Annotated in this window: 18 protein-coding genes and 1 tRNA gene; 14 read left to right on the top strand and 5 right to left on the bottom strand. The window is 70.9% G+C overall.

The window, feature by feature from the left end:
- Positions 1 to 72 precede the first annotated feature (72 nt).
- Positions 73 to 726, top strand: a complete 654-nt coding sequence (locus tag OG406_RS21065) for a LytR C-terminal domain-containing protein (RefSeq protein ID WP_239155393.1) — start codon at positions 73 to 75, stop codon at positions 724 to 726.
- A gap of 78 nt (positions 727 to 804) precedes the next feature.
- Here OG406_RS21065 and upp read toward each other — a convergent pair whose 3' ends face one another.
- Positions 805 to 1,440 carry a uracil phosphoribosyltransferase gene (upp, locus tag OG406_RS21060; protein ID WP_164372620.1) on the bottom strand — a complete coding sequence of 212 codons (636 nt, stop codon included), beginning with the start codon at positions 1,438 to 1,440 and terminating at the stop codon, positions 805 to 807.
- A 138-nt stretch (positions 1,441 to 1,578) separates the two neighbouring features.
- On the opposite strand from upp, the gene OG406_RS21055 reads away from it, so the two are divergent.
- From OG406_RS21055 to OG406_RS21015, 9 genes are all read left to right on the top strand, one after another.
- Complete coding sequence (locus tag OG406_RS21055; RefSeq protein WP_081218220.1) at positions 1,579 to 1,761, top strand: hypothetical protein; 183 nt, start codon at positions 1,579 to 1,581, stop codon at positions 1,759 to 1,761.
- A gap of 437 nt (positions 1,762 to 2,198) precedes the next feature.
- Positions 2,199 to 2,741, top strand: a complete 543-nt coding sequence (locus tag OG406_RS21050; protein WP_266620086.1) for a tRNA adenosine deaminase-associated protein — start codon at positions 2,199 to 2,201, stop codon at positions 2,739 to 2,741.
- A gap of 407 nt (positions 2,742 to 3,148) precedes the next feature.
- Positions 3,149 to 3,580, top strand: a complete 432-nt coding sequence (tadA, locus tag OG406_RS21045) for a tRNA adenosine(34) deaminase TadA (RefSeq protein WP_329190898.1) — start codon at positions 3,149 to 3,151, stop codon at positions 3,578 to 3,580.
- Between the two features lie 101 nt (positions 3,581 to 3,681).
- A tRNA-Ser gene (locus tag OG406_RS21040) sits at positions 3,682 to 3,769 on the top strand.
- Positions 3,770 to 4,197: 428 nt separating this feature from the next.
- On the top strand, positions 4,198 to 4,377 hold the full coding sequence (locus OG406_RS21035; RefSeq protein ID WP_081218223.1) for a hypothetical protein: 180 nt from the start codon (positions 4,198 to 4,200) through the stop codon (positions 4,375 to 4,377).
- Positions 4,378 to 4,408: 31 nt separating this feature from the next.
- Entirely contained in the window at positions 4,409 to 4,702 is a 294-nt protein-coding gene (locus OG406_RS21030; protein ID WP_081218224.1) for a Dabb family protein, read from the top strand.
- 257 nt (positions 4,703 to 4,959) lie between these two features.
- Positions 4,960 to 5,928, top strand: coding sequence for an RNA polymerase sigma factor SigF (locus tag OG406_RS21025; protein WP_203660524.1), 969 nt, complete (start codon positions 4,960 to 4,962; stop codon positions 5,926 to 5,928).
- Positions 5,929 to 6,172: 244 nt separating this feature from the next.
- Complete coding sequence (locus tag OG406_RS21020; protein WP_329187183.1) at positions 6,173 to 7,069, top strand: RNA polymerase sigma factor SigF; 897 nt, start codon at positions 6,173 to 6,175, stop codon at positions 7,067 to 7,069.
- 50 nt (positions 7,070 to 7,119) lie between these two features.
- Positions 7,120 to 7,971 (top strand): hypothetical protein, encoded by an 852-nt coding sequence (locus OG406_RS21015; RefSeq protein WP_329187182.1) that lies wholly within the window; start codon positions 7,120 to 7,122, stop codon positions 7,969 to 7,971.
- Between the two features lie 57 nt (positions 7,972 to 8,028).
- On the opposite strand, the gene OG406_RS21010 is transcribed toward OG406_RS21015, so the two are convergent.
- Complete coding sequence (locus OG406_RS21010) at positions 8,029 to 8,229, bottom strand: hypothetical protein (RefSeq protein ID WP_081218227.1); 201 nt, start codon at positions 8,227 to 8,229, stop codon at positions 8,029 to 8,031.
- 306 nt (positions 8,230 to 8,535) lie between these two features.
- Here OG406_RS21010 and OG406_RS21005 point away from each other — a divergent pair, with 306 nt between their 5' ends.
- From OG406_RS21005 to OG406_RS20995, 3 genes are all read left to right on the top strand, one after another.
- Complete coding sequence (locus tag OG406_RS21005) at positions 8,536 to 9,042, top strand: MarR family winged helix-turn-helix transcriptional regulator (protein WP_081218228.1); 507 nt, start codon at positions 8,536 to 8,538, stop codon at positions 9,040 to 9,042.
- Positions 9,043 to 9,062: 20 nt separating this feature from the next.
- The gene (locus OG406_RS21000; protein WP_329187180.1) at positions 9,063 to 11,594 is read left to right on the top strand and encodes an MFS transporter; all 2,532 of its coding nucleotides are present in this window, start codon (positions 9,063 to 9,065) and stop codon (positions 11,592 to 11,594) included.
- A gap of 102 nt (positions 11,595 to 11,696) precedes the next feature.
- Positions 11,697 to 12,518 carry a YceI family protein gene (locus OG406_RS20995; protein WP_329187179.1) on the top strand — a complete coding sequence of 274 codons (822 nt, stop codon included), beginning with the start codon at positions 11,697 to 11,699 and terminating at the stop codon, positions 12,516 to 12,518.
- A gap of 7 nt (positions 12,519 to 12,525) precedes the next feature.
- Here the strand turns inward: OG406_RS20995 and OG406_RS20990 are convergent, their stop codons facing one another.
- Positions 12,526 to 13,254 (bottom strand): ANTAR domain-containing protein, encoded by a 729-nt coding sequence (locus OG406_RS20990; protein WP_164372972.1) that lies wholly within the window; start codon positions 13,252 to 13,254, stop codon positions 12,526 to 12,528.
- A 153-nt stretch (positions 13,255 to 13,407) separates the two neighbouring features.
- On the opposite strand from OG406_RS20990, the gene OG406_RS20985 reads away from it, so the two are divergent.
- Complete coding sequence (locus tag OG406_RS20985) at positions 13,408 to 13,878, top strand: PPOX class F420-dependent oxidoreductase (RefSeq protein WP_164372625.1); 471 nt, start codon at positions 13,408 to 13,410, stop codon at positions 13,876 to 13,878.
- A 289-nt stretch (positions 13,879 to 14,167) separates the two neighbouring features.
- Here OG406_RS20985 and OG406_RS20980 read toward each other — a convergent pair whose 3' ends face one another.
- Positions 14,168 to 14,941 carry a TetR/AcrR family transcriptional regulator gene (locus tag OG406_RS20980; protein WP_164372626.1) on the bottom strand — a complete coding sequence of 258 codons (774 nt, stop codon included), beginning with the start codon at positions 14,939 to 14,941 and terminating at the stop codon, positions 14,168 to 14,170.
- Between the two features lie 173 nt (positions 14,942 to 15,114).
- The gene (locus tag OG406_RS20975) at positions 15,115 to 16,644 is read right to left on the bottom strand and encodes an MFS transporter (protein ID WP_329187176.1); all 1,530 of its coding nucleotides are present in this window, start codon (positions 16,642 to 16,644) and stop codon (positions 15,115 to 15,117) included.
- Positions 16,645 to 16,782 lie beyond the last annotated feature (138 nt).

Here is a 16,782-nt window from a genome sequence, read left to right as displayed (position 1 = left end):
AATGGGTTGAACTGAGCGCCGAGCAATGATCATTTAGTAGGCATCGCCGTCCGGGCGCACTACGCTGCGCCCATGAGCATGCTCACTCCCCCTGGCATGGGTGGCCAGTACCGGATCACGGGGGACAAGTACCCGCGGATGCGCCGACCCCGGGGGCGCCGCAGGCTCGCGTTCCTGGTCGTCGCCTCCGTCGCCGCACTCGGGCTGATCGGGTGGGGAACCCTGCAGCTCATCGACGTCTTCACCGGTGGCGGCAAGGCCAGCGCCGCGGGCACGAAGGCGGACTGCGGGTCCAAGGCCTCCCCGGCGGCGAAGGCCTCCGCGGCGGCCGCGGTCGCGGGCACCCTTCCGAAGCCGGGCCAGATCACCGTGAACGTCCTCAACGCGACGCCCCGCAGCGGGCTCGCCAAGCAGACCGCGGACGAACTGAAGAAACGCGGCTTCAAGATCGGTGACGTGGGCAACGCCACCGCCGCCTACGACAAGAAGGTCGAGGGCGCGGGGCTGCTGCTCGGCGCCAAGGACGCCGACCGGGCCGCGCTCCCTGTCCTCAACACCCAGCTCTCCGGCGCCCAGCTGAAGACCGACGGCCGGAAGCAGGCGACCACCGTCGACCTCATCATCGGCAACGGCTTCAAGACCCTCACGACAAAAGAGGACGCCGACAAGGCGCTGACCGTCCTGGCCCAGCCCGTGCCGACGCCCTCCGCCAAGAAGAGTTGCTGACCCCTCGGAACGGAACCCGGGGCTCTGCCGAACACCCGTTCCGCAGAGCCCGTTTCCGGGGAGCCGTCCGTTCCGTCGTTACTCGGCGGCGCCGTACATCCGGTCCCCCGCGTCGCCGAGGCCCGGCACGATGTAACCGTGCTCGTTCAGGCGCTCGTCGACCGAGGCCGTGACGACGGTGACCGGCGTGCCCGCCAGGTCTCGCTCCATCACCTCGACGCCCTCCGGCGCGGCCAGCAGGACGACCGCGGTGACGTCGTCGGCGCCACGCTTGATCAGCTCCTGGATCGCCGCGACGAGCGTGCCGCCGGTGGCCAGCATCGGGTCCAGGACGTACACCTGGCGGCCCGAGAGGTCGTCCGGCATGCGGGTGGCGTACGTGGAGGCCTGAAGCGTCTCCTCGTCGCGCACCATGCCCAGGAAGCCCACCTCCGCCGTCGGCAGCAGCCGGACCATGCCGTCGAGCATGCCGAGGCCCGCGCGCAGGATCGGCACGACGAGGGGACGGGGGTAGGAGAGCTTGACGCCCGTGGTCGGGGAGACCGGGGTCACGACGTCGACCTGCTCCGTCCGCACGTCACGGGTGGCCTCGTAGGCGAGCAGGGTGACCAGCTCGTCGGCGAGCCGCCGGAAGGTCGCGGAGTCGGTGCGCCGGTCGCGCAGGGTGGTGAGCTTATGGGCGACCAGAGGGTGGTCGACGACGTGGAGACGCATGTCCACAACAGTAGCCGGGCCCCGGACGCCCGCCACTGCCCCGTCCCGCACGCCCCGGCCCGCCGCGTCACCCGTCCGCTGGCATCAAACCGACCATCGGAGGGAAGGTGGGAGGGACGGACCTGGGGTGGTGTGCCAATGCGGAACCCGGAAGAGGAGACCTCCGAGCGGCAGGAGAGCGAGGCCGAGCGCAGGAGGCGACGGGCCCAGTTCCTGCGCGACCTGGCCGAGGCGCGCGAGCTGCGCGACCGGGTCCAGCCCCGCCGGGCCAAGACGGCCCGCCTGCGCCACGCCATGCGGATGCGCACGTTCCGCTGGTAGGCGGCCCGCCCGGCGGGCCCGGCCCGCACCTCCGCCCCGCCGACGGGCACGACACCGAGCGACACCGCGGGCGACGCGCCCGCACCGGGCCGGCGCCACGACCGCCCGGCCGTCGCCAACTCGCCCAGCGCGAGGCCCGGATCACGGCCGAGGCCGATGCCCGCGACGCGCCCGCCACGCGGGCGGCATCGCACCCCGCGCGCCCTCGGCGGCACGCCGCCGTGTCGGGCCGGGAGGTGCCTGCGCGGCGGGGGCATCCGCGTACGATCCGCTGGTAGCGATCAAAAGAGGCAGACACAGCAGGCCGAAGACGTCCCCTGAGCGCTCTGTTTCTGCCACGATTCCGAGTGGGCGGGGCTCAGCGCAACACTCCCCGTCCACAGCCTCCGCCGGGGGGAACCCCAACCGGCACACCTATGACCAGTGGGAGAGTCACGGTGTACTTCGCCGCACTGCTCGCGCGCACCGAAGACGGGTGGAAAGCGAGCGACACAGAGCTCGACGATGTGGAAACCCTGTCGGATCTGACCGACCTGGCCCGTGAAGTCTCGGACGAGGACACGGTGCTTCTGCTCATCGAGCAGGAGGACGCGTGGTTCGGCGTCGTCCGCGTGGACGGCGAGGAGGACCCTCGCATCTACGTGTCGGACGCCGCCGCCGCAGCCCGCAGTTCGTACGGCGAGATCCTGCTCACGGACGAAGTGCTGGGACGGGAACCGGGCGGCGACGACGCCGACCTGGACGCCCTCGACCTGGACGGCACGGAGGACGGTGAGCCCGCGGACTCCGAGGACGACGAGGAGGAAGAAGAGGGGAGTGTGTCCGGCGAAGCCGTGTCGCACAGCCCCGTCGGGGACCGCTACATCCTCGCGGACCTCGGAGTGAGCGAGAGGGAACTGCTGGCCCTGGACGAAGGCGAGGCGCTCAGCACGATCGCCGAGTCGCTGGGGGCGGCCGAGGTCCTGGAGACCGTCCGCTAGCCCCGGGACGGCGGGCAGGTCCTCTGTACCGGCGAGCCAGGCCCCCGCTCCCCGGACCGAACGACGCGGTAACGACATCAGCAACGACAACAGTCGCCGCGCCGGCGCGTAGGACGCGGCCGGCTCCACAGTCCTGTCCGCACGCGGCAGGACGACGACACCGCCGGCGGACGGCCCCGGCATCACACGGGATCGGTGACCCGGCCCCGGGCGGGGCCGGGTCACCCCTGTCCGTCCGGTCTCGCGGCGCCCCACACTCCCGGGCCGCTCGCGCCTCACCGCATCCGCGGTGCCCTCGGGCAGCTCTCCGCGCCTCGGCCCGGCGGGGGTTCCGCTAGGTTCCCGGGGTGAGCACCTCCCATCAGGCACCCCGGCCCGACCCCGTACGCGACCCCTGGCGGGACCCGATGCGGCTCGCGCTGGACGAGGCACGGCTGGCCGTCCGGGACGGGGACGTTCCCGTCGGGGCCGTCGTGCTGGCGCCGGACGGGGCGACCGTGCTGGCGGCCGGGCACAACGAACGCGAGGCCACCGGCGACCCGACGGCGCACGCCGAGGTCCTCGCGCTGCGCGGGGCCGCCGCACGGCTCGGGGAATGGCGGCTGACCGGCTGCACGCTCGTCGTCACCCTGGAGCCCTGCACGATGTGCGCCGGCGCGCTCGTGCAGTCCCGGGTCGAGCGGGTGGTCTACGGCGCCCGTGACGAGAAGGCGGGCGCGACCGGATCCGTCTGGGACGTGGTCCGGGACCGACGGCTGAACCACCGGCCCGAGGTCGTCGAAGGTGTCCTCGCCGAGGAGTCCGCCGCGCTGCTCACCGACTTCTTCCGCGACCTCTGACCGCGCCCCGGATGGGCTCGTGGGCCCGTGTCCCGCGCGGACGTTCAGGGGTCCCGAAACGGATTTCAGACCATGGCCCACCTTGGGGTAGGGTCTTCCTCGGTAGCGTGTCCGAGCGGCCGAAGGAGCTCGCCTCGAAAGCGAGTGTGGCGTAACCCGTCACCGAGGGTTCAAATCCCTCCGCTACCGCTTCAGAAGAGCCTCGTCGAAAGACGGGGCCCTTCGTGCGTTCCTGGCCGGGCGGGCCCTTCCGGGGCTCCGGGCACGGAAAAGCCCCGGCGTCCGCTCAGTCGCCGGGGCTTACCTTCCGCACCCACAAGGGGCGGGGGAGGCGGCATCGGGGGGACAGCCGCCTCCCCCGTTTCAAGGACCCTCAGGTCCACGCCGCCGTCTCGGGGGAAGCTGCGGCGCGGACCCCGCAGTGAGGCCCCTCCGGGCCCCGCGGAGTTCCTGCCGGTTCCGCCGGGCTCTCTTCCATCGTGACCTGCGGCAGCGCGCCCCGGGCCGGGCAAAAGACCTCGACCAGTGGGCCGTTGGTCCCTAAAGAGCGTGTGAAGGTTAAACTCACCGCCGTCACAGGGGGCCCACCGGGCGCAGCAGGCACAGGGGAGGCCGCCATGGCGGTGAATTCGAAGAAGATCGCGATCTACGTCATCGTGGTCTTCGCGCTCTACGTGATCATCACGGATCCGGCCAAGGCCGCCGATTACGTCCAGATAGGCTTCGAGGGCATATCGAGCGCCGCCCAGGCGGTGGGCGACTTCATGACCTGGGTCGCCGACGGAGCCCAGAACTGACGCCCGGCGCCGACACCACCAAGGAGTTCCCGTGATCCGCCATCTGGTCCTCTTCAAGCTCAACGACGGCGTCGAGCGGGACGAGCCCCGTGTCGTCGAGGGCGTCGCCGCCTTCCGCGCGCTCGGTGACCGGATCCCCGAGCTGCGGTTCTGGGAGTGCGACTGGAACATCACCGACCGGCCCATCGCGTACGACTTCGCGATCAACTCCGCCGTCGAGGACACCGAAGCGCTCACCCGGTACCTGGAACACCCGGCCCATCAGGCGGGCGTCGCCCTCTGGCGCGAGTTCGCCACCTGGGTGATCGCCGACTATCCGTTCTGATCCATACGCCCGCTCCGCGTCGGTTTTCCGCTCGTTCGATCAGAACGATCCGATTGCCGCGACCGGCCGCGGCGCCCCCATTTCCCGCCCCTGACCGCAACCGGTCAGGGGTTTTTGGTGTCTTACGCCCCAACTCACCCCCAACACGGCAATATGCGGTGCTTGCACACAGTGCACATGTCTTGTGATGCTATGACCGCTTTTGACGGATGAGTTGACGGATACGTTGACGGACGTTGACGAATGACGAGGTGGCGTTGACCGTGTCGGCCAGTACTGCGCCGCCCCAGGAGGAAGCCCCGGCCCAGGCCCAGGCACCGGCCCCCACGCATGCCCCGGCCCAGGTCCCGCCCTCGCCCCCGGCGCAGAGCACCGCACCCGACGCCGCAGCAGGCACCGCGACCAGCGCCGCACCCGTGGCGCCCGTCGTCGAGACCGCCCCGGAGGTCGCGCCCGAGCGACGCCGCGGCGCCGACACCCGCGCCCTGACCCAGGTGCTCTTCGGCGAGCTCAAGGTGCTGGAGCCCGGCACCCCCGAGCACAACCGGGTCCGCGGGGCGCTCATCGAGGCCAACCTCCCCCTCGTCCGGTACGCGGCGGCCCGCTTCCGCTCCCGCAACGAACCGATGGAGGACGTGGTCCAGGTCGGCACGATCGGTCTGATCAACGCGATCGACCGCTTCGACCCGGACCGGGGCGTGCAGTTCCCGACGTTCGCGATGCCGACGGTCGTCGGCGAGATCAAGCGGTACTTCCGCGACAACGTCCGCACCGTCCACGTACCGCGGCGGCTGCACGAGCTGTGGGTGCAGGTGAACTCCGCGACGGAGGACCTGACGACCGCCTTCGGACGCTCGCCCACCACCTCGGAGATCGCCGAGCGGCTGCGCATCACCGAGGAGGAGGTGCTCTCCTGCATCGAGGCCGGCCGCTCGTACCACGCGACCTCCCTGGAGGCCGCCCAGGAGGGCGACGGGCTGCCGGGACTGCTCGACCGGCTCGGCTACGAGGACCCCGCGCTCGACGGGGTCGAACACCGTGACCTCGTACGGCATCTGCTCGTACAGTTGCCCGAACGCGAGCAGCGGATCCTGCTGCTGCGCTACTACAGCAACCTCACGCAGTCGCAGATCAGCGCGGAGCTGGGAGTGTCCCAGATGCATGTGTCAAGGCTGCTCGCCCGCAGTTTCGCGCGTCTTCGATCCGCAAACAGGATCGAGGCGTAACCGACAAGAGCGAATCGCTCAAGGTCACTTTTTCCGGCGGTTGAGCGCTGATAAACCGTCAGACCCCCTTTTTCCAGGGCCTATTCACCCTCCCCATGTCGACATGTCACTACAGCGTGTTGCCGACATGTGACATTCTTCCGGAAGCGCGTTTGCCGCGGCCCCGCCTCCGGTATTCAGGTGGAGGCTGCGTTCCTCCGACGGGAGCGATTGCCGCGACCGTCCGCGACCCAAAGGGGGTGGCATGTCCGCAGATCAGGGCAGCTCGAAGGTGCTCACGCTCACGAAGAGCGACGCAGTGCCCGAGGCGCACGCCGCGCTTCCCGATGTCCCTGCCACCGAGGCCCCGGAAGCCGTTCTGGTCCCCGAGTCCTCGGGCGCCATCGACACCCGGACCCTGTCCCGCTCCCTCTTCCTGCGGCTCGCCGCACTCGGCGAGAACAGCCCGGAGCGTGGCTACGTCCGGGACACCCTCATCGAGCTCAACCTCCCGCTCGTCCGGTACGCGGCAGCCCGCTTCCGCTCCCGGAACGAGCCGATGGAGGACATCGTCCAGGTCGGCACGATCGGCCTGATCAAGGCGATCGACCGCTTCGACTGCGAACGCGGCGTGGAGTTCCCGACGTTCGCGATGCCGACGGTCGTGGGCGAGATCAAGCGCTTCTTCCGTGACACCTCCTGGTCGGTGCGTGTCCCGCGCCGGCTGCAGGAGCTGCGGCTCGCCCTCACGAAGGCCAGCGACGAGCTCTCCCAGAAGCTCGACCGCTCGCCGACGGTCGCCGAACTCGCCACCGTGCTCGGGGTGTCCGAGGAGGACGTGGTCGACGGTCTCGCCGTCGGCAACGCGTACACCGCCTCCTCGCTCGACTCGCCCGCGCCCGAGGACGACGGCGGCGAGGGCTCCCTCGCGGACCGCCTCGGCTACGAGGACACCGCGCTGGAGGGCGTGGAGTACCGCGAGTCGCTCAAGCCGCTGCTCGCCAAACTGCCGCCCCGTGAGCGCCGGATCATCATGCTGCGCTTCTTCGCGAACATGACCCAGTCGCAGATCGGCGAGGAGGTCGGCATCTCGCAGATGCACGTCTCCCGCCTCCTCACCCGCACGCTGTCCCAGCTGCGCGAGGGCCTCATCTCCGACTGATCGCCCCACGCAGGGTTCATAATTGACGGTCCGTCAGTCACACTGGCGCGATGCGTCACGAGTCGATACCCGGACGCCGGGGTGCCCTCTGGGGTGCCTCGGCGGCCGTGCTGTGTCTGGGCGGAGTCCTGGCCGCGTGCGGGAGCGGCGGAGCCGGTGGCGGCTATGTCGCGGTCGGCCCCGGGGGCGGTCCACCAGGGGGCTCGGGAGTCGCGGTGGCCCCGTCGGACGACGTGTCCCTGGTGCCGCTGGACGGCTCCGGGAAGCGGGACTCCGGGGCGGGCGGCGCCAAGTCCGTTGACGGGCGGTCCGGTTCGGGCGCGGACGGATCGACGGCGTCCGGCAGCGGCCCGGGCTCGGCCGCGGGCGACGGGACCGGCGGCCCGGGAGGGACGAAGAAAGCGGGCGGCGCCAAGGCCGGGGCCGGCTCCGGCGGCACGGGGGCCGGCGCGGGCGGCACCGGTTCCGATGCGTCCTCCGGGTCCGACTCGGGTGGTACGGGAGGGAGTTCGAGCGGAGGTCCGGGCGCAGGTGCCGGCGGTGGCGCCGGGCAGCCCTCCGCTCCGGTCACGCCCGCACCGTCGGCGAGCCCCCGGCCGGCGGCGCTCGGGGTGGCGGACACCCGGCGGGCCGCCACCGATCACCGGTGGTGCGAGAAGGTCACCGTCTCGTTCCGCAACACCGGTGGGACGGCGGTGCGGTCGGGCACGGTGACGTTCGGGACGCACATCATCGGGTCGCTCGGGATCGACTGGGCGACGATCACGTCGACCGAGGCCCTTCCCGCACCGATCGCCGCCGGTGCGGGGAAGGACGGCACCTGGACGGTGTGCGTCGACGCGTGGCGGGTGCCGTTGGGCATGCACATCGAGACGCGGGACGTGTCCGTCCAGTGGAAGTAGGACCACGGAGCGACGCGGAAGGGTTCGCGTGGTGGCCGGGAAGTCCGGCCCGACCGCCTACTTGAACGCGAGCCAGGCCACCGCGGCGACGACCACGACGGCGACGATGACGCCGACGATCAGACCCACACGGGGACCGGCGGGAGCCGCCGCCTGCTGCTGCTGTCGGCCCTGGGGGGACTCGTCGACGAACGCACGGAACATCTGGGTGCTGCCCGCGGGGTCGTAGTTGCCCTCGGGGCCCTGGGTGTTTGCCATAGGCCAGGACACTAGCGAATCCGCGGGGTCTGCCCAAGTGCAGGGTTCCGCTTTCCCCCCGGGCCAGGGGCGGTTCGACCGGAACACCCGTTCCGTGGGCATCCCGCGCGCCGCCGAACACGCGTCCGGCGGGCGCTCCGGACCCCGTCACAGCGAATCCATAGTCTGACGACCACCCTCACCTGCGGGTTTACATTCGCCAATGCTTGCCTTTGCCAAGTTTTTAGCCCTGAAGTCCCGAACTCGTTTGCCTGCGGCAACCAACTGCTTTTATGGTTGCCCTAAGCAACGAATAGGGGAGGTGTGATGGCCGAGCAGGCGCAGTACGAGGAACTGGCTCGTCAGCTCAGCGCCATCGGTGCCGTGAAGAGGGACATGGGGCGGATCCTGCCGCCCGACTGTCCCGGAGGCTCCGCGGCCGTGCTCACGCTGCTCGGCCGGTACGGCGAGATGCGGATGAGCAGACTCGCGGAGCTTCTCTCCGTGGACATGTCGGTGACCAGCCGCCATGTCGCGCATGTCGCCGACCGGGGCTGGATCGAACGGTTCCCCGACCCCGCCGACAAGCGCTCACGCATCCTGCGCCTCACCGGCTCCGGCCAGGAGCAGCTCGACGAGCTCTCCCTGCGCAGCTCCCGGCTGCTGGCCGACCGGCTCAGCCACTGGTCCGACGACGAGGTCGGGCTCCTCATCGAGCTGATGAGCAGGCTGCGCGAGAGCTTCGGCGACTGCCGCTCCACCCAGCGGACCCCGGCGCACCCTCCCCCGTACGCGACAGACGTATCAGAACTGACCACCCGTACACCCGCTTAGTACGTAAGAAAAGGAAGCCCATGGCAACGACCACACCAGCCGGTGTGCGGGGCTCTCACGCCAAGCACGGAGGCGTCGCCGACGGCGCTCCGATGACGCACCGGCAGATCATGGAGGCGCTCTCCGGGCTGCTGCTCGGCATGTTCGTCGCGATCCTGTCGTCGACGATCGTCTCCAACGCGCTCCCTCGCATCATCGGTGACCTGGGCGGCGGCCAGTCCGCCTACACCTGGGTCGTCACGGCCGCGCTGCTCTCGATGACCGCGACCACGCCCCTGTGGGGCAAGCTGTCCGACCTGTACAGCAAGAAGGCGCTCGTCCAGATAGCGCTCGTCATCTATGTACTGGGATCGGCCGCCGCCGGTCTCTCGCAGAACGCCGGCATGCTCATCGCCTGCCGTGTCGTGCAGGGCGTCGGCGTCGGCGGTCTGTCCGCCCTCGCGCAGATCGTGATGGCCGCGATGATCTCCCCGCGTGAGCGCGGGCGCTACTCCGGCTACCTGGGCGCGACGTTCGCCGTCGCGACGGTCGGCGGTCCGCTGCTCGGCGGTGTCATCACCGACACCAGCTGGCTCGGCTGGCGCTGGTGCTTCTACGTCGGTGTGCCCTTCGCGATCATCGCGCTCATCGTGCTGCAGAAGACCCTGCACCTGCCCGTCGTGAAGCGGGACGTCAAGGTCGACTGGGGCGGCGCGTTCTTCATCTCCGCCGCGGTCTCCCTGCTCCTCCTGTGGGTCACCTTCGCCGGTGACAAGTACGACTGGGTCTCGTGGCAGACGTACGTGATGGTCGCGGGCGCGGTCGTCCTCGGTCTGCTGTTCGTCCTCGTCGAGTCCAAGGCCAGCGAGCCGATCATCCCGCTGCGGCTGTTCCGCAACCGGACCATCACGCTGTCGTCCCTCGCCTCGCTGTTCGTCGGCGTCGCGATGTTCACCGGCACCGTCTTCTTCAGCCAGTACTTCCAGCTGGCGCGGGACAAGTCCCCGACGATGTCGGGTGTCATGACGATCCCGATGATCGCCGGTCTGTTCATCTCCTCCACGGTCTCCGGCCAGGTCATCACCAAGACCGGACGGTGGAAGTACTGGCTCGTCAGCGGCGGCTTCCTGGTCACCGCGGGCCTCGGCCTCCTCGGCACGATCCGCTACGACACGACGTACTGGCACATCGCGATCTTCATGGCGCTGCTGGGTCTCGGCATCGGCATGATGATGCAGAACCTGGTGCTGTCCACGCAGAACCAGGTGGCGCCGTCCGACCTGGGCTCCGCCAGTTCCACCGTCACCTTCTTCCGTTCCCTCGGTGGTGCGATCGGTGTCTCCGCGCTCGGCGCGGTCATGGCCACCCGGATCACCGACTACGTGAAGGACGGGCTGACCGACCTCGGCCCCAAGTACGCCTCCCTCGGCTCCGGTTCGGACTCCAGCTCCACCATCCCGGACATGGACAAGCTCCCCGCGCCGCTGCGCACCGTGATGGAGAGCGCGTACGGCCACGGCATCGCGGACGTCTTCCTGATCGCCGCGGGCATGGCGCTGGTCGCCTTCCTGATCGTGCTGTTCATCAAGGAGGTCCCGCTGCGGACGTCCGGCGCGATGGCCCAGGCCGCCGCCGAGCAGTCCGGCGCCCCGGCCACCGAGACGACCGTCGCCGAGTCCGTCGAGCCCCCGGCCGACGACGAGCGGATCCCCGCCCAGGCCGTCGCGGCCACCGAGGCGGGCCCCGAGGGCACGCAGCGCCTCGCGGCCGTCGCCACGGCGACGCGTGAGAGCGTGCCGCAGCCCGCGTCCGGCGGCATCCCGGTGCGCGGCCAGGTCCGCGGCAACGAGAGTGCGCCCGTACCGCAGGCCGCGGTCACGCTGATCTCCCTCGCGGGACGTCAGCTCGGCCGCTCGGTCGCCCAGGCCGACGGCTCCTACGCGGTGGACGCGCCCGGCGTCGGCTCCTACGTGCTGATCGCCTCCGCCGACGGCTTCCAGCCGCAGGCCTCGACGATCGTCGTCAACGACGAGCCGCTCACGTACGACATCCTGCTGAGCGGCACGAGCGGGCTGAGCGGTGTCGTCCGGGCGGCCGACGGCGGTACCCCCGTCAAGGATGCGATGGTCATCGTGACCGACGTCCGCGGTGACGTGCTCGCCACCGGAACCACCGGTGAGCAGGGCGAGTTCGCCTTCGCCGAGCTGGTGCCCGGAATCGTCACGGTCGCCGTGAACGCGGCCGGCCACCGGCCGCGCGCGCTGCCCGTCGAGGTGGGCGGCACCGGGGTCACCCGGATCGAGGTCGACCTCGACTCGGGCTCCCAGGTCCAGGGTGTCGTCAAGGCACCGCACGGCCCCCTGTCGGACGCCCGCGTGACGCTGGTCGACGCGGCCGGCAACGTGGTCGGCACGGCCAGGACCGGCGCGGACGGCGCCTACGCCTTCACCGACCTGGACGGCGGCGAGTACACCGTCATCGCGACCGGCTACCCGCCGGTGGCGACGGCCCTGACCGTCGACGGCCGTGGCGTGGACGACCACGACATCGAACTCGCCCACCCCGGCGAGTAGTCCGAAGCCCCGGCCCGTGGGGAGCGCGCACTCTGAGCGGAGGTGCGCCCCCCACGGGCCGGTTTTCATTGCTGCATGCTGCATCGCAAGGAGTTACTGCACATGGGACTGACCGCGAAGATCCGTACGCGGGACGGATGGGCCGTGTCGCACGCGGTCGTCACGGTGACCGACATGACCGGCACGCAGGTGCTGCGGGCCGAGGCGGACACCGACGGGGCCGTCCACGACACCACGGCCCTCACCCCGGGCGCCTACACCGTGATCGTGACCGCGGTCGGGTACGCGCCCGCCGCGTCCAGCGCGATCGTCACGGCGGCCGGCCGGGCCGAGGTCGGCCAGGTGACGCTGGCCCGCCAGGGCGGCACCGAACTGCCCCCGCCCGGACCGTGGACCATCGACCCGGCGCACTCCTCCATCGGCGCCGTCGCCCAGCACCTGGGCATCTCCAGCGTGCACGGCCGCTTCACGGACTTCGCCGGCCGCATCGAGATCGCCCCCGACGACGTGGCCACGTCCCGCGTCGAGGCGACCATCTCGGCCGCCTCCATCGACACCGGCAACGGCATGCGCGACGGCCACCTGAAGTCCCCGGACTTCCTGGACGTCGAGAAGTACCCGCACATCACCTACCGGTCGACGGGCGTGACGCCCGCGGGCTCCGACCGCTGGACCGTGCACGGCGAACTCACCATGCACGGCGTCGTACGCCCCGTCGACCTCGCTCTCGCCTACCTCGGCACCGGCGCCGACCCCTGGGGCGGCACCCGCGCCGCGTTCCGCGCGACCGTGGAACTGCGCCGCGAGGACTTCGCCATGAACTACAACCAGGTCGTCCAGGCGGGCATCTCCGCCATCGGCACGACGCTGAAGGTGGAGCTGGACATCCAGGCGGTGCAGGGGGAGTCGCTGCCGGCCGTCTGAGCCCGGCTCACTCGCCTTCACTGGCGTCGACGATCCGTCGGGCCAGGTCACGGAGCTTGACGTTCTCCCGCTGGGAGGTGCGCACGAGGCTGTCGAACGCCTCCGACGCGTCGATGTCGAGCCGCTCCATCAGGATGCCCGTGGCCTGCCCGATCAGATCCCGGGTGCGCATCGCCTCGGTGAGCTGCTCGCGCATCGTCGCCGTCTCCAGCGCGATGCTGACGTGCGCGGTGAACAGCCGGCCGACCCGGGTGGCCTGGTCGTCGAAGGCGCGCGGCTTGCCCGCGTACGCCGTCAGGACGGTCAGCCGGCGCCGGTCGGCCCTGAGTCTGAGCGACAGCACCGATCTCAGCCCGAGGCTCGACAGCGCGAGGTCCCCGTCCTCCTCCACGGAGGCACTGTCCTCGATCCGGGCCACCGGAGCCGTCCACAGCCGGTTCCAGTACGGCAGGTGCTCGCGGCCCGCGTTCAACGCGTCGGCGGAGCGGACGACCTCGTCCGTCCAGGCGAGCGTCTCCCGGTGGGCCTTGCGCTCGATGACGGAGATCCCGGCGTGCTCGGCGCCCGGCAGGACGTGCACGGCGAGCCGTACGGCGGTCTTCAGGGTGCTGTGGGTGCTCACGGTGTCGTGCAACTGCTGAGCGGCGACCGTCAGGGCATCCGCCAGCTCGAAACCCGTAGCAGAACGGGGCAATTCAGAAAACTCGGACGCAGCCACCACGAACCTCTTCGGCATGCACGGCCAAACGGCCATGCGCAGGAGAGCTCCGCAGCACATTCCCGACTGCGAGCACAGGACGAACAGCACTTTAGCTGTTCGGATGGGGTGCGGTGGCGGCACGGTCACAGCTCGGGGGCGCCAGGGGCGCACGCGGCCTACGCTGATCGCATGGCACCCAACATCGCGACGAACACCTCCGTCTCCCTCGACGAGTTGCTGGACTTCGTACGTCCCCGGCACCGGGCCGTCCTGCTGACCCGCCGCGCCGACGGCGGCCCGCAGGGCTCCCCGCTGACCTGCGGTGTCGACGACTCGGGGCGCATCGTCCTCTCGACGTACCCGGAGCGGGCGAAGACGCGTAACGCCAAGCGGGACGAGAGGGTCTCCCTCCTGATCCTCAGCGACGAGTGGAACGGGCCCTGGGTCCAGGTCGACGGGACCGCCGAGGTCCTCGACTCCCCCGACTCCGTCGAGCCGCTCGTCGAGTACTACCGGAACATCGCCGGGGAGCATCCGGACTGGGACGAGTACCGGGCGGCCATGCTCAAGCAGGGCAAGTCGATCATCCGGGTCACCCCGACCCGCTGGGGCCCGGTGGCCACCGGCGGCTTCCCGGCCCACCTGGCCCCCCAGGAGTAGCCACCCGGCCAGGTACAGCGGTTTCTCGCCCCCTCCGCCCCTGCCCGACCCGTACCTGGGGCTCCGCCCCAGACCCCGCTCCTCAAACGCCGGAGGGGCTGAATTTCCCGCACCCGGCGTCCGGCAGGAGGGGCCGTGCCGGTACATCAGATGCCCGTCGCTTACGCCTGGATCGAGCAGCCCGGCGTTGATGTTCCACGTCTGATGCAGCGGCGACGGGCGGATGTACCGGCACGGCCCCGACCCACCCACCGCACCGGAGCCGGAACGCCCGGCGCGCAGCCGAGCCTCAGCCTCGTGCCACCATCGCCTCGATCCCCGCGACCAACAACTCCAGCGCGAACCCGAAGTCCCGGTCCCGCATCTCCGAGACGGTGTCGCCGCCCCGGGCCTCCATCAGATCCGCCGCGCTGGCGAAGTCCGCTGCCAGCTGGGGCTGTTCGCTGATCGTGCTCATGGCCTCGCGGAAGTACTCGTCCTGCGACACCCCCGCCGTGGCGCACCGCTGCACGAAGTGGCCCTCGATCGTGCCGAACCCGTACACGAACTGGAAGACGGCCGACATCGCCCCGGTCTGCCCGCGCGGCGGCAGCCCGGTGTTCCGGATCACCCGCTGGACGCACATGGAGAACGCCATGGAGTGCGGCCCGATGTTCAGGAAGCTCCCGACGAGCGGCGACACCCACGGGTGGCGCACCAGCAGCGCCCGGTTGCCGACGGCCAGCGCCCGCAGCTGATCCCGCCAGTGTTCCGCCGACTCGACGTCCGGCAGCGCCAGTTCGCCGAACACCGCGTCGAGGGCGAGCTCCAGGAGGTCGTCCTTGGTGTCGACGTACCAGTACACGGACATGGCCGTGACGTTCAGCTCGGCGGCCAGACGCCGCATCGAGAACTTCGCGAGTCCCTCCGCGTCGAGCAACCGCACGGTGGCCTCGGTGATCCGCTCCCGGTCGAGCCCCGACGGCTGCCCTCCGTTCCGCGCGGCCCGGCCCCGGGGTGCCTTGCCCTCCAGCCAGACACTGGTCCGCGCCGGACGCTTGGCCCTGCCGGCTGCCCTCACCATGGCGCACCTTCCTCGGAACTCGAACCACGGCACGGACCGGAGGCTCCCCGGTCCGTCACCCTGACGATGCTAAGCGGGCGCTCGACGGCGCTCGACGGTCACCACCGAGCCGTCTCTGTCCGATGTGTCCTGCGGGCAGCCGCCGAAACGCCTGGGCGCGGACTCGTCCGCCCTCACACGGTGACCGCCACGGCGGAGTCCGCCCTCTCGGCCCGCCGCAGCAACGCGGCAGCGAGGAGTCCTCCGAGCAGCACGGCGACGGCGCCCACCAGCTGGCTGGTCTCCAGGCCCGAGGAGAACGCGTCGGTGATCCGCCCGCGTTCCTCGGCCGACCCGGCGGAGGCGAGCGCGGCGGGCAGCGAGGCCGCGGCCACCGGAACCAGCGCCGCGAACCGCGAGTTGAGCACCGCGCCGAGCACGGCCACGCCCAGCCCGTTGCCGAACTCGGCGAGCGTGCCGTTGATCCCGGCGCCGACGCCCGCCTTCTCGCGCGGGATGGCGCTCATGATGGCGTGCGCCATCGCGGGATTGGCCACCGCGCAGCCCGCGCCGATGAGGAGCAGTCCGGCGAGTGTCCCGGCGTATCCGTGGCCGGTGAGCGTGGCGATCGACACCAGGCCCGCGGACATCAGCGTCATGCCGATCACTATGGAGAGGGGCGTGCTGAGCCGCGCGGTCCAGCGGGCCGACAGTCCGGAGAAGTTCAGCGCGACGACGGCGAGCGCGAGCGGCGCGGTCCGCAGGCCCGCCTCCAACGGCCCGTAACCGAGCACGAACTGGAGGTGCTGGGTCAGCAGGAACAGCGCACCGCCCATCCCGAACGTGATGAGGACGGCGCCCGCGACGGCACCGGTGAACCGCTGGTTGCGGAAGAACTGCAGGTCGAGCATGGGGTACGGGATCCGGCTCTCCCAGGCGGCGAAGGCGCCGAGGACGACCACGGCGAGCGCGGCCGTGGCCGCCACCCGCGCCGATGTCCACCCGTGCTCGGGGCCCGAGATGATCGCGAACACCAGGGCGGTCATGCCGACCGTCGAGAGGAGGGCGCCGACGATGTCCGGCCGGTCCGCGCGCCGCGCTTCGCCCGGGGACCCGGAGACGGCGGTGACGCGCGGCGCGGCCTTCGACTCGGGGACGAGCACGATCACCGCGACGAGACCGAGTGCCGCGACGGGCAGGTTGATGAGGAAGATCGCCCCCCACCAGAAGTGGTTCAGCACGAAGCCGCCGATCAGCGGCCCCGCGGCGAAGCCCACCGCGTTGACCGCGCTCCAGATGCCGATCGCCTTCGGGTGCTCGTCCGGGGTGAAGATCTGCATGGCGACGGCGAGGGTGGTGGTGAGCAGCAGCGCCCCGCCCACGCCCATGCCGGCCCGCGCGGCGATCAACTGGCCCGTGGAGTCGGCGAGTCCGGCCACCAGCGAGCCGACCCCGAACAGGGCGAGTCCGCTGACCAGCATCTTCTTGCGGCCGTAGCGGTCGGCGGCGCTGCCCGCGGTGAGCAGCAGTCCCGACTGCACCAGCGAGTACGCGTTGATCATCCACTGGATGTCGGAGGTCGCCGCGCCCAGCTCGCGGGTGAGGGAGGGGATGGCGACGTTCAGGACGGTGTTGTCGAGCAGCACGGTGAGCTGGGCGAGACAGATGACCCCGAGGATCAGCCAGCGCTGGGGGTGCCCTTGGGGAGGGGACGAGATTGACATGCCGTACACCGTAGAACAGTCGCTATACGGCGTACAACGCGGTTTATCGGGGGCGCCCGCCGCTGGAACGGCCCGCTCGCCGCCCGCCCCGAGCCGGTCCGCCGCCTGCCCCGGAGCCGGTCCAGGACAGGCGTCCCG

Source organism: Streptomyces sp. NBC_01428, from assembly GCF_036231965.1.
Taxonomy (GTDB): domain Bacteria; phylum Actinomycetota; class Actinomycetes; order Streptomycetales; family Streptomycetaceae; genus Streptomyces.
The sequence above is the reverse complement of the archived record's forward strand: the minus strand, read 5'-3'. Positions and strand labels throughout refer to the sequence as shown.

Excerpts from the sequence above, each read along its gene's own strand:
- OG406_RS21065 (WP_239155393.1), top strand. The coding sequence starts at position 73 with ATGAGCATGCTCACTCCCCCTGGCATGGGTGGCCAGTACCGGATCACG.
- upp (WP_164372620.1), bottom strand. The coding sequence starts at position 1,440 with ATGCGTCTCCACGTCGTCGACCACCCTCTGGTCGCCCATAAGCTCACC.
- OG406_RS21055 (WP_081218220.1), top strand. The coding sequence starts at position 1,579 with ATGCGGAACCCGGAAGAGGAGACCTCCGAGCGGCAGGAGAGCGAGGCC.
- tadA (WP_329190898.1), top strand. The coding sequence starts at position 3,149 with ATGCGGCTCGCGCTGGACGAGGCACGGCTGGCCGTCCGGGACGGGGAC.
- OG406_RS21035 (WP_081218223.1), top strand. The coding sequence starts at position 4,198 with ATGGCGGTGAATTCGAAGAAGATCGCGATCTACGTCATCGTGGTCTTC.
- OG406_RS21020 (WP_329187183.1), top strand. The coding sequence starts at position 6,173 with ATGTCCGCAGATCAGGGCAGCTCGAAGGTGCTCACGCTCACGAAGAGC.
- OG406_RS21015 (WP_329187182.1), top strand. The coding sequence starts at position 7,120 with ATGCGTCACGAGTCGATACCCGGACGCCGGGGTGCCCTCTGGGGTGCC.
- OG406_RS21010 (WP_081218227.1), bottom strand. The coding sequence starts at position 8,229 with ATGGCAAACACCCAGGGCCCCGAGGGCAACTACGACCCCGCGGGCAGC.
- OG406_RS21005 (WP_081218228.1), top strand. The coding sequence starts at position 8,536 with ATGGCCGAGCAGGCGCAGTACGAGGAACTGGCTCGTCAGCTCAGCGCC.
- OG406_RS21000 (WP_329187180.1), top strand. The coding sequence starts at position 9,063 with ATGGCAACGACCACACCAGCCGGTGTGCGGGGCTCTCACGCCAAGCAC.
- OG406_RS20995 (WP_329187179.1), top strand. The coding sequence starts at position 11,697 with ATGGGACTGACCGCGAAGATCCGTACGCGGGACGGATGGGCCGTGTCG.
- OG406_RS20990 (WP_164372972.1), bottom strand. The coding sequence starts at position 13,254 with ATGCCGAAGAGGTTCGTGGTGGCTGCGTCCGAGTTTTCTGAATTGCCC.
- OG406_RS20985 (WP_164372625.1), top strand. The coding sequence starts at position 13,408 with ATGGCACCCAACATCGCGACGAACACCTCCGTCTCCCTCGACGAGTTG.
- OG406_RS20980 (WP_164372626.1), bottom strand. The coding sequence starts at position 14,941 with ATGGTGAGGGCAGCCGGCAGGGCCAAGCGTCCGGCGCGGACCAGTGTC.
- OG406_RS20975 (WP_329187176.1), bottom strand. The coding sequence starts at position 16,644 with ATGTCAATCTCGTCCCCTCCCCAAGGGCACCCCCAGCGCTGGCTGATC.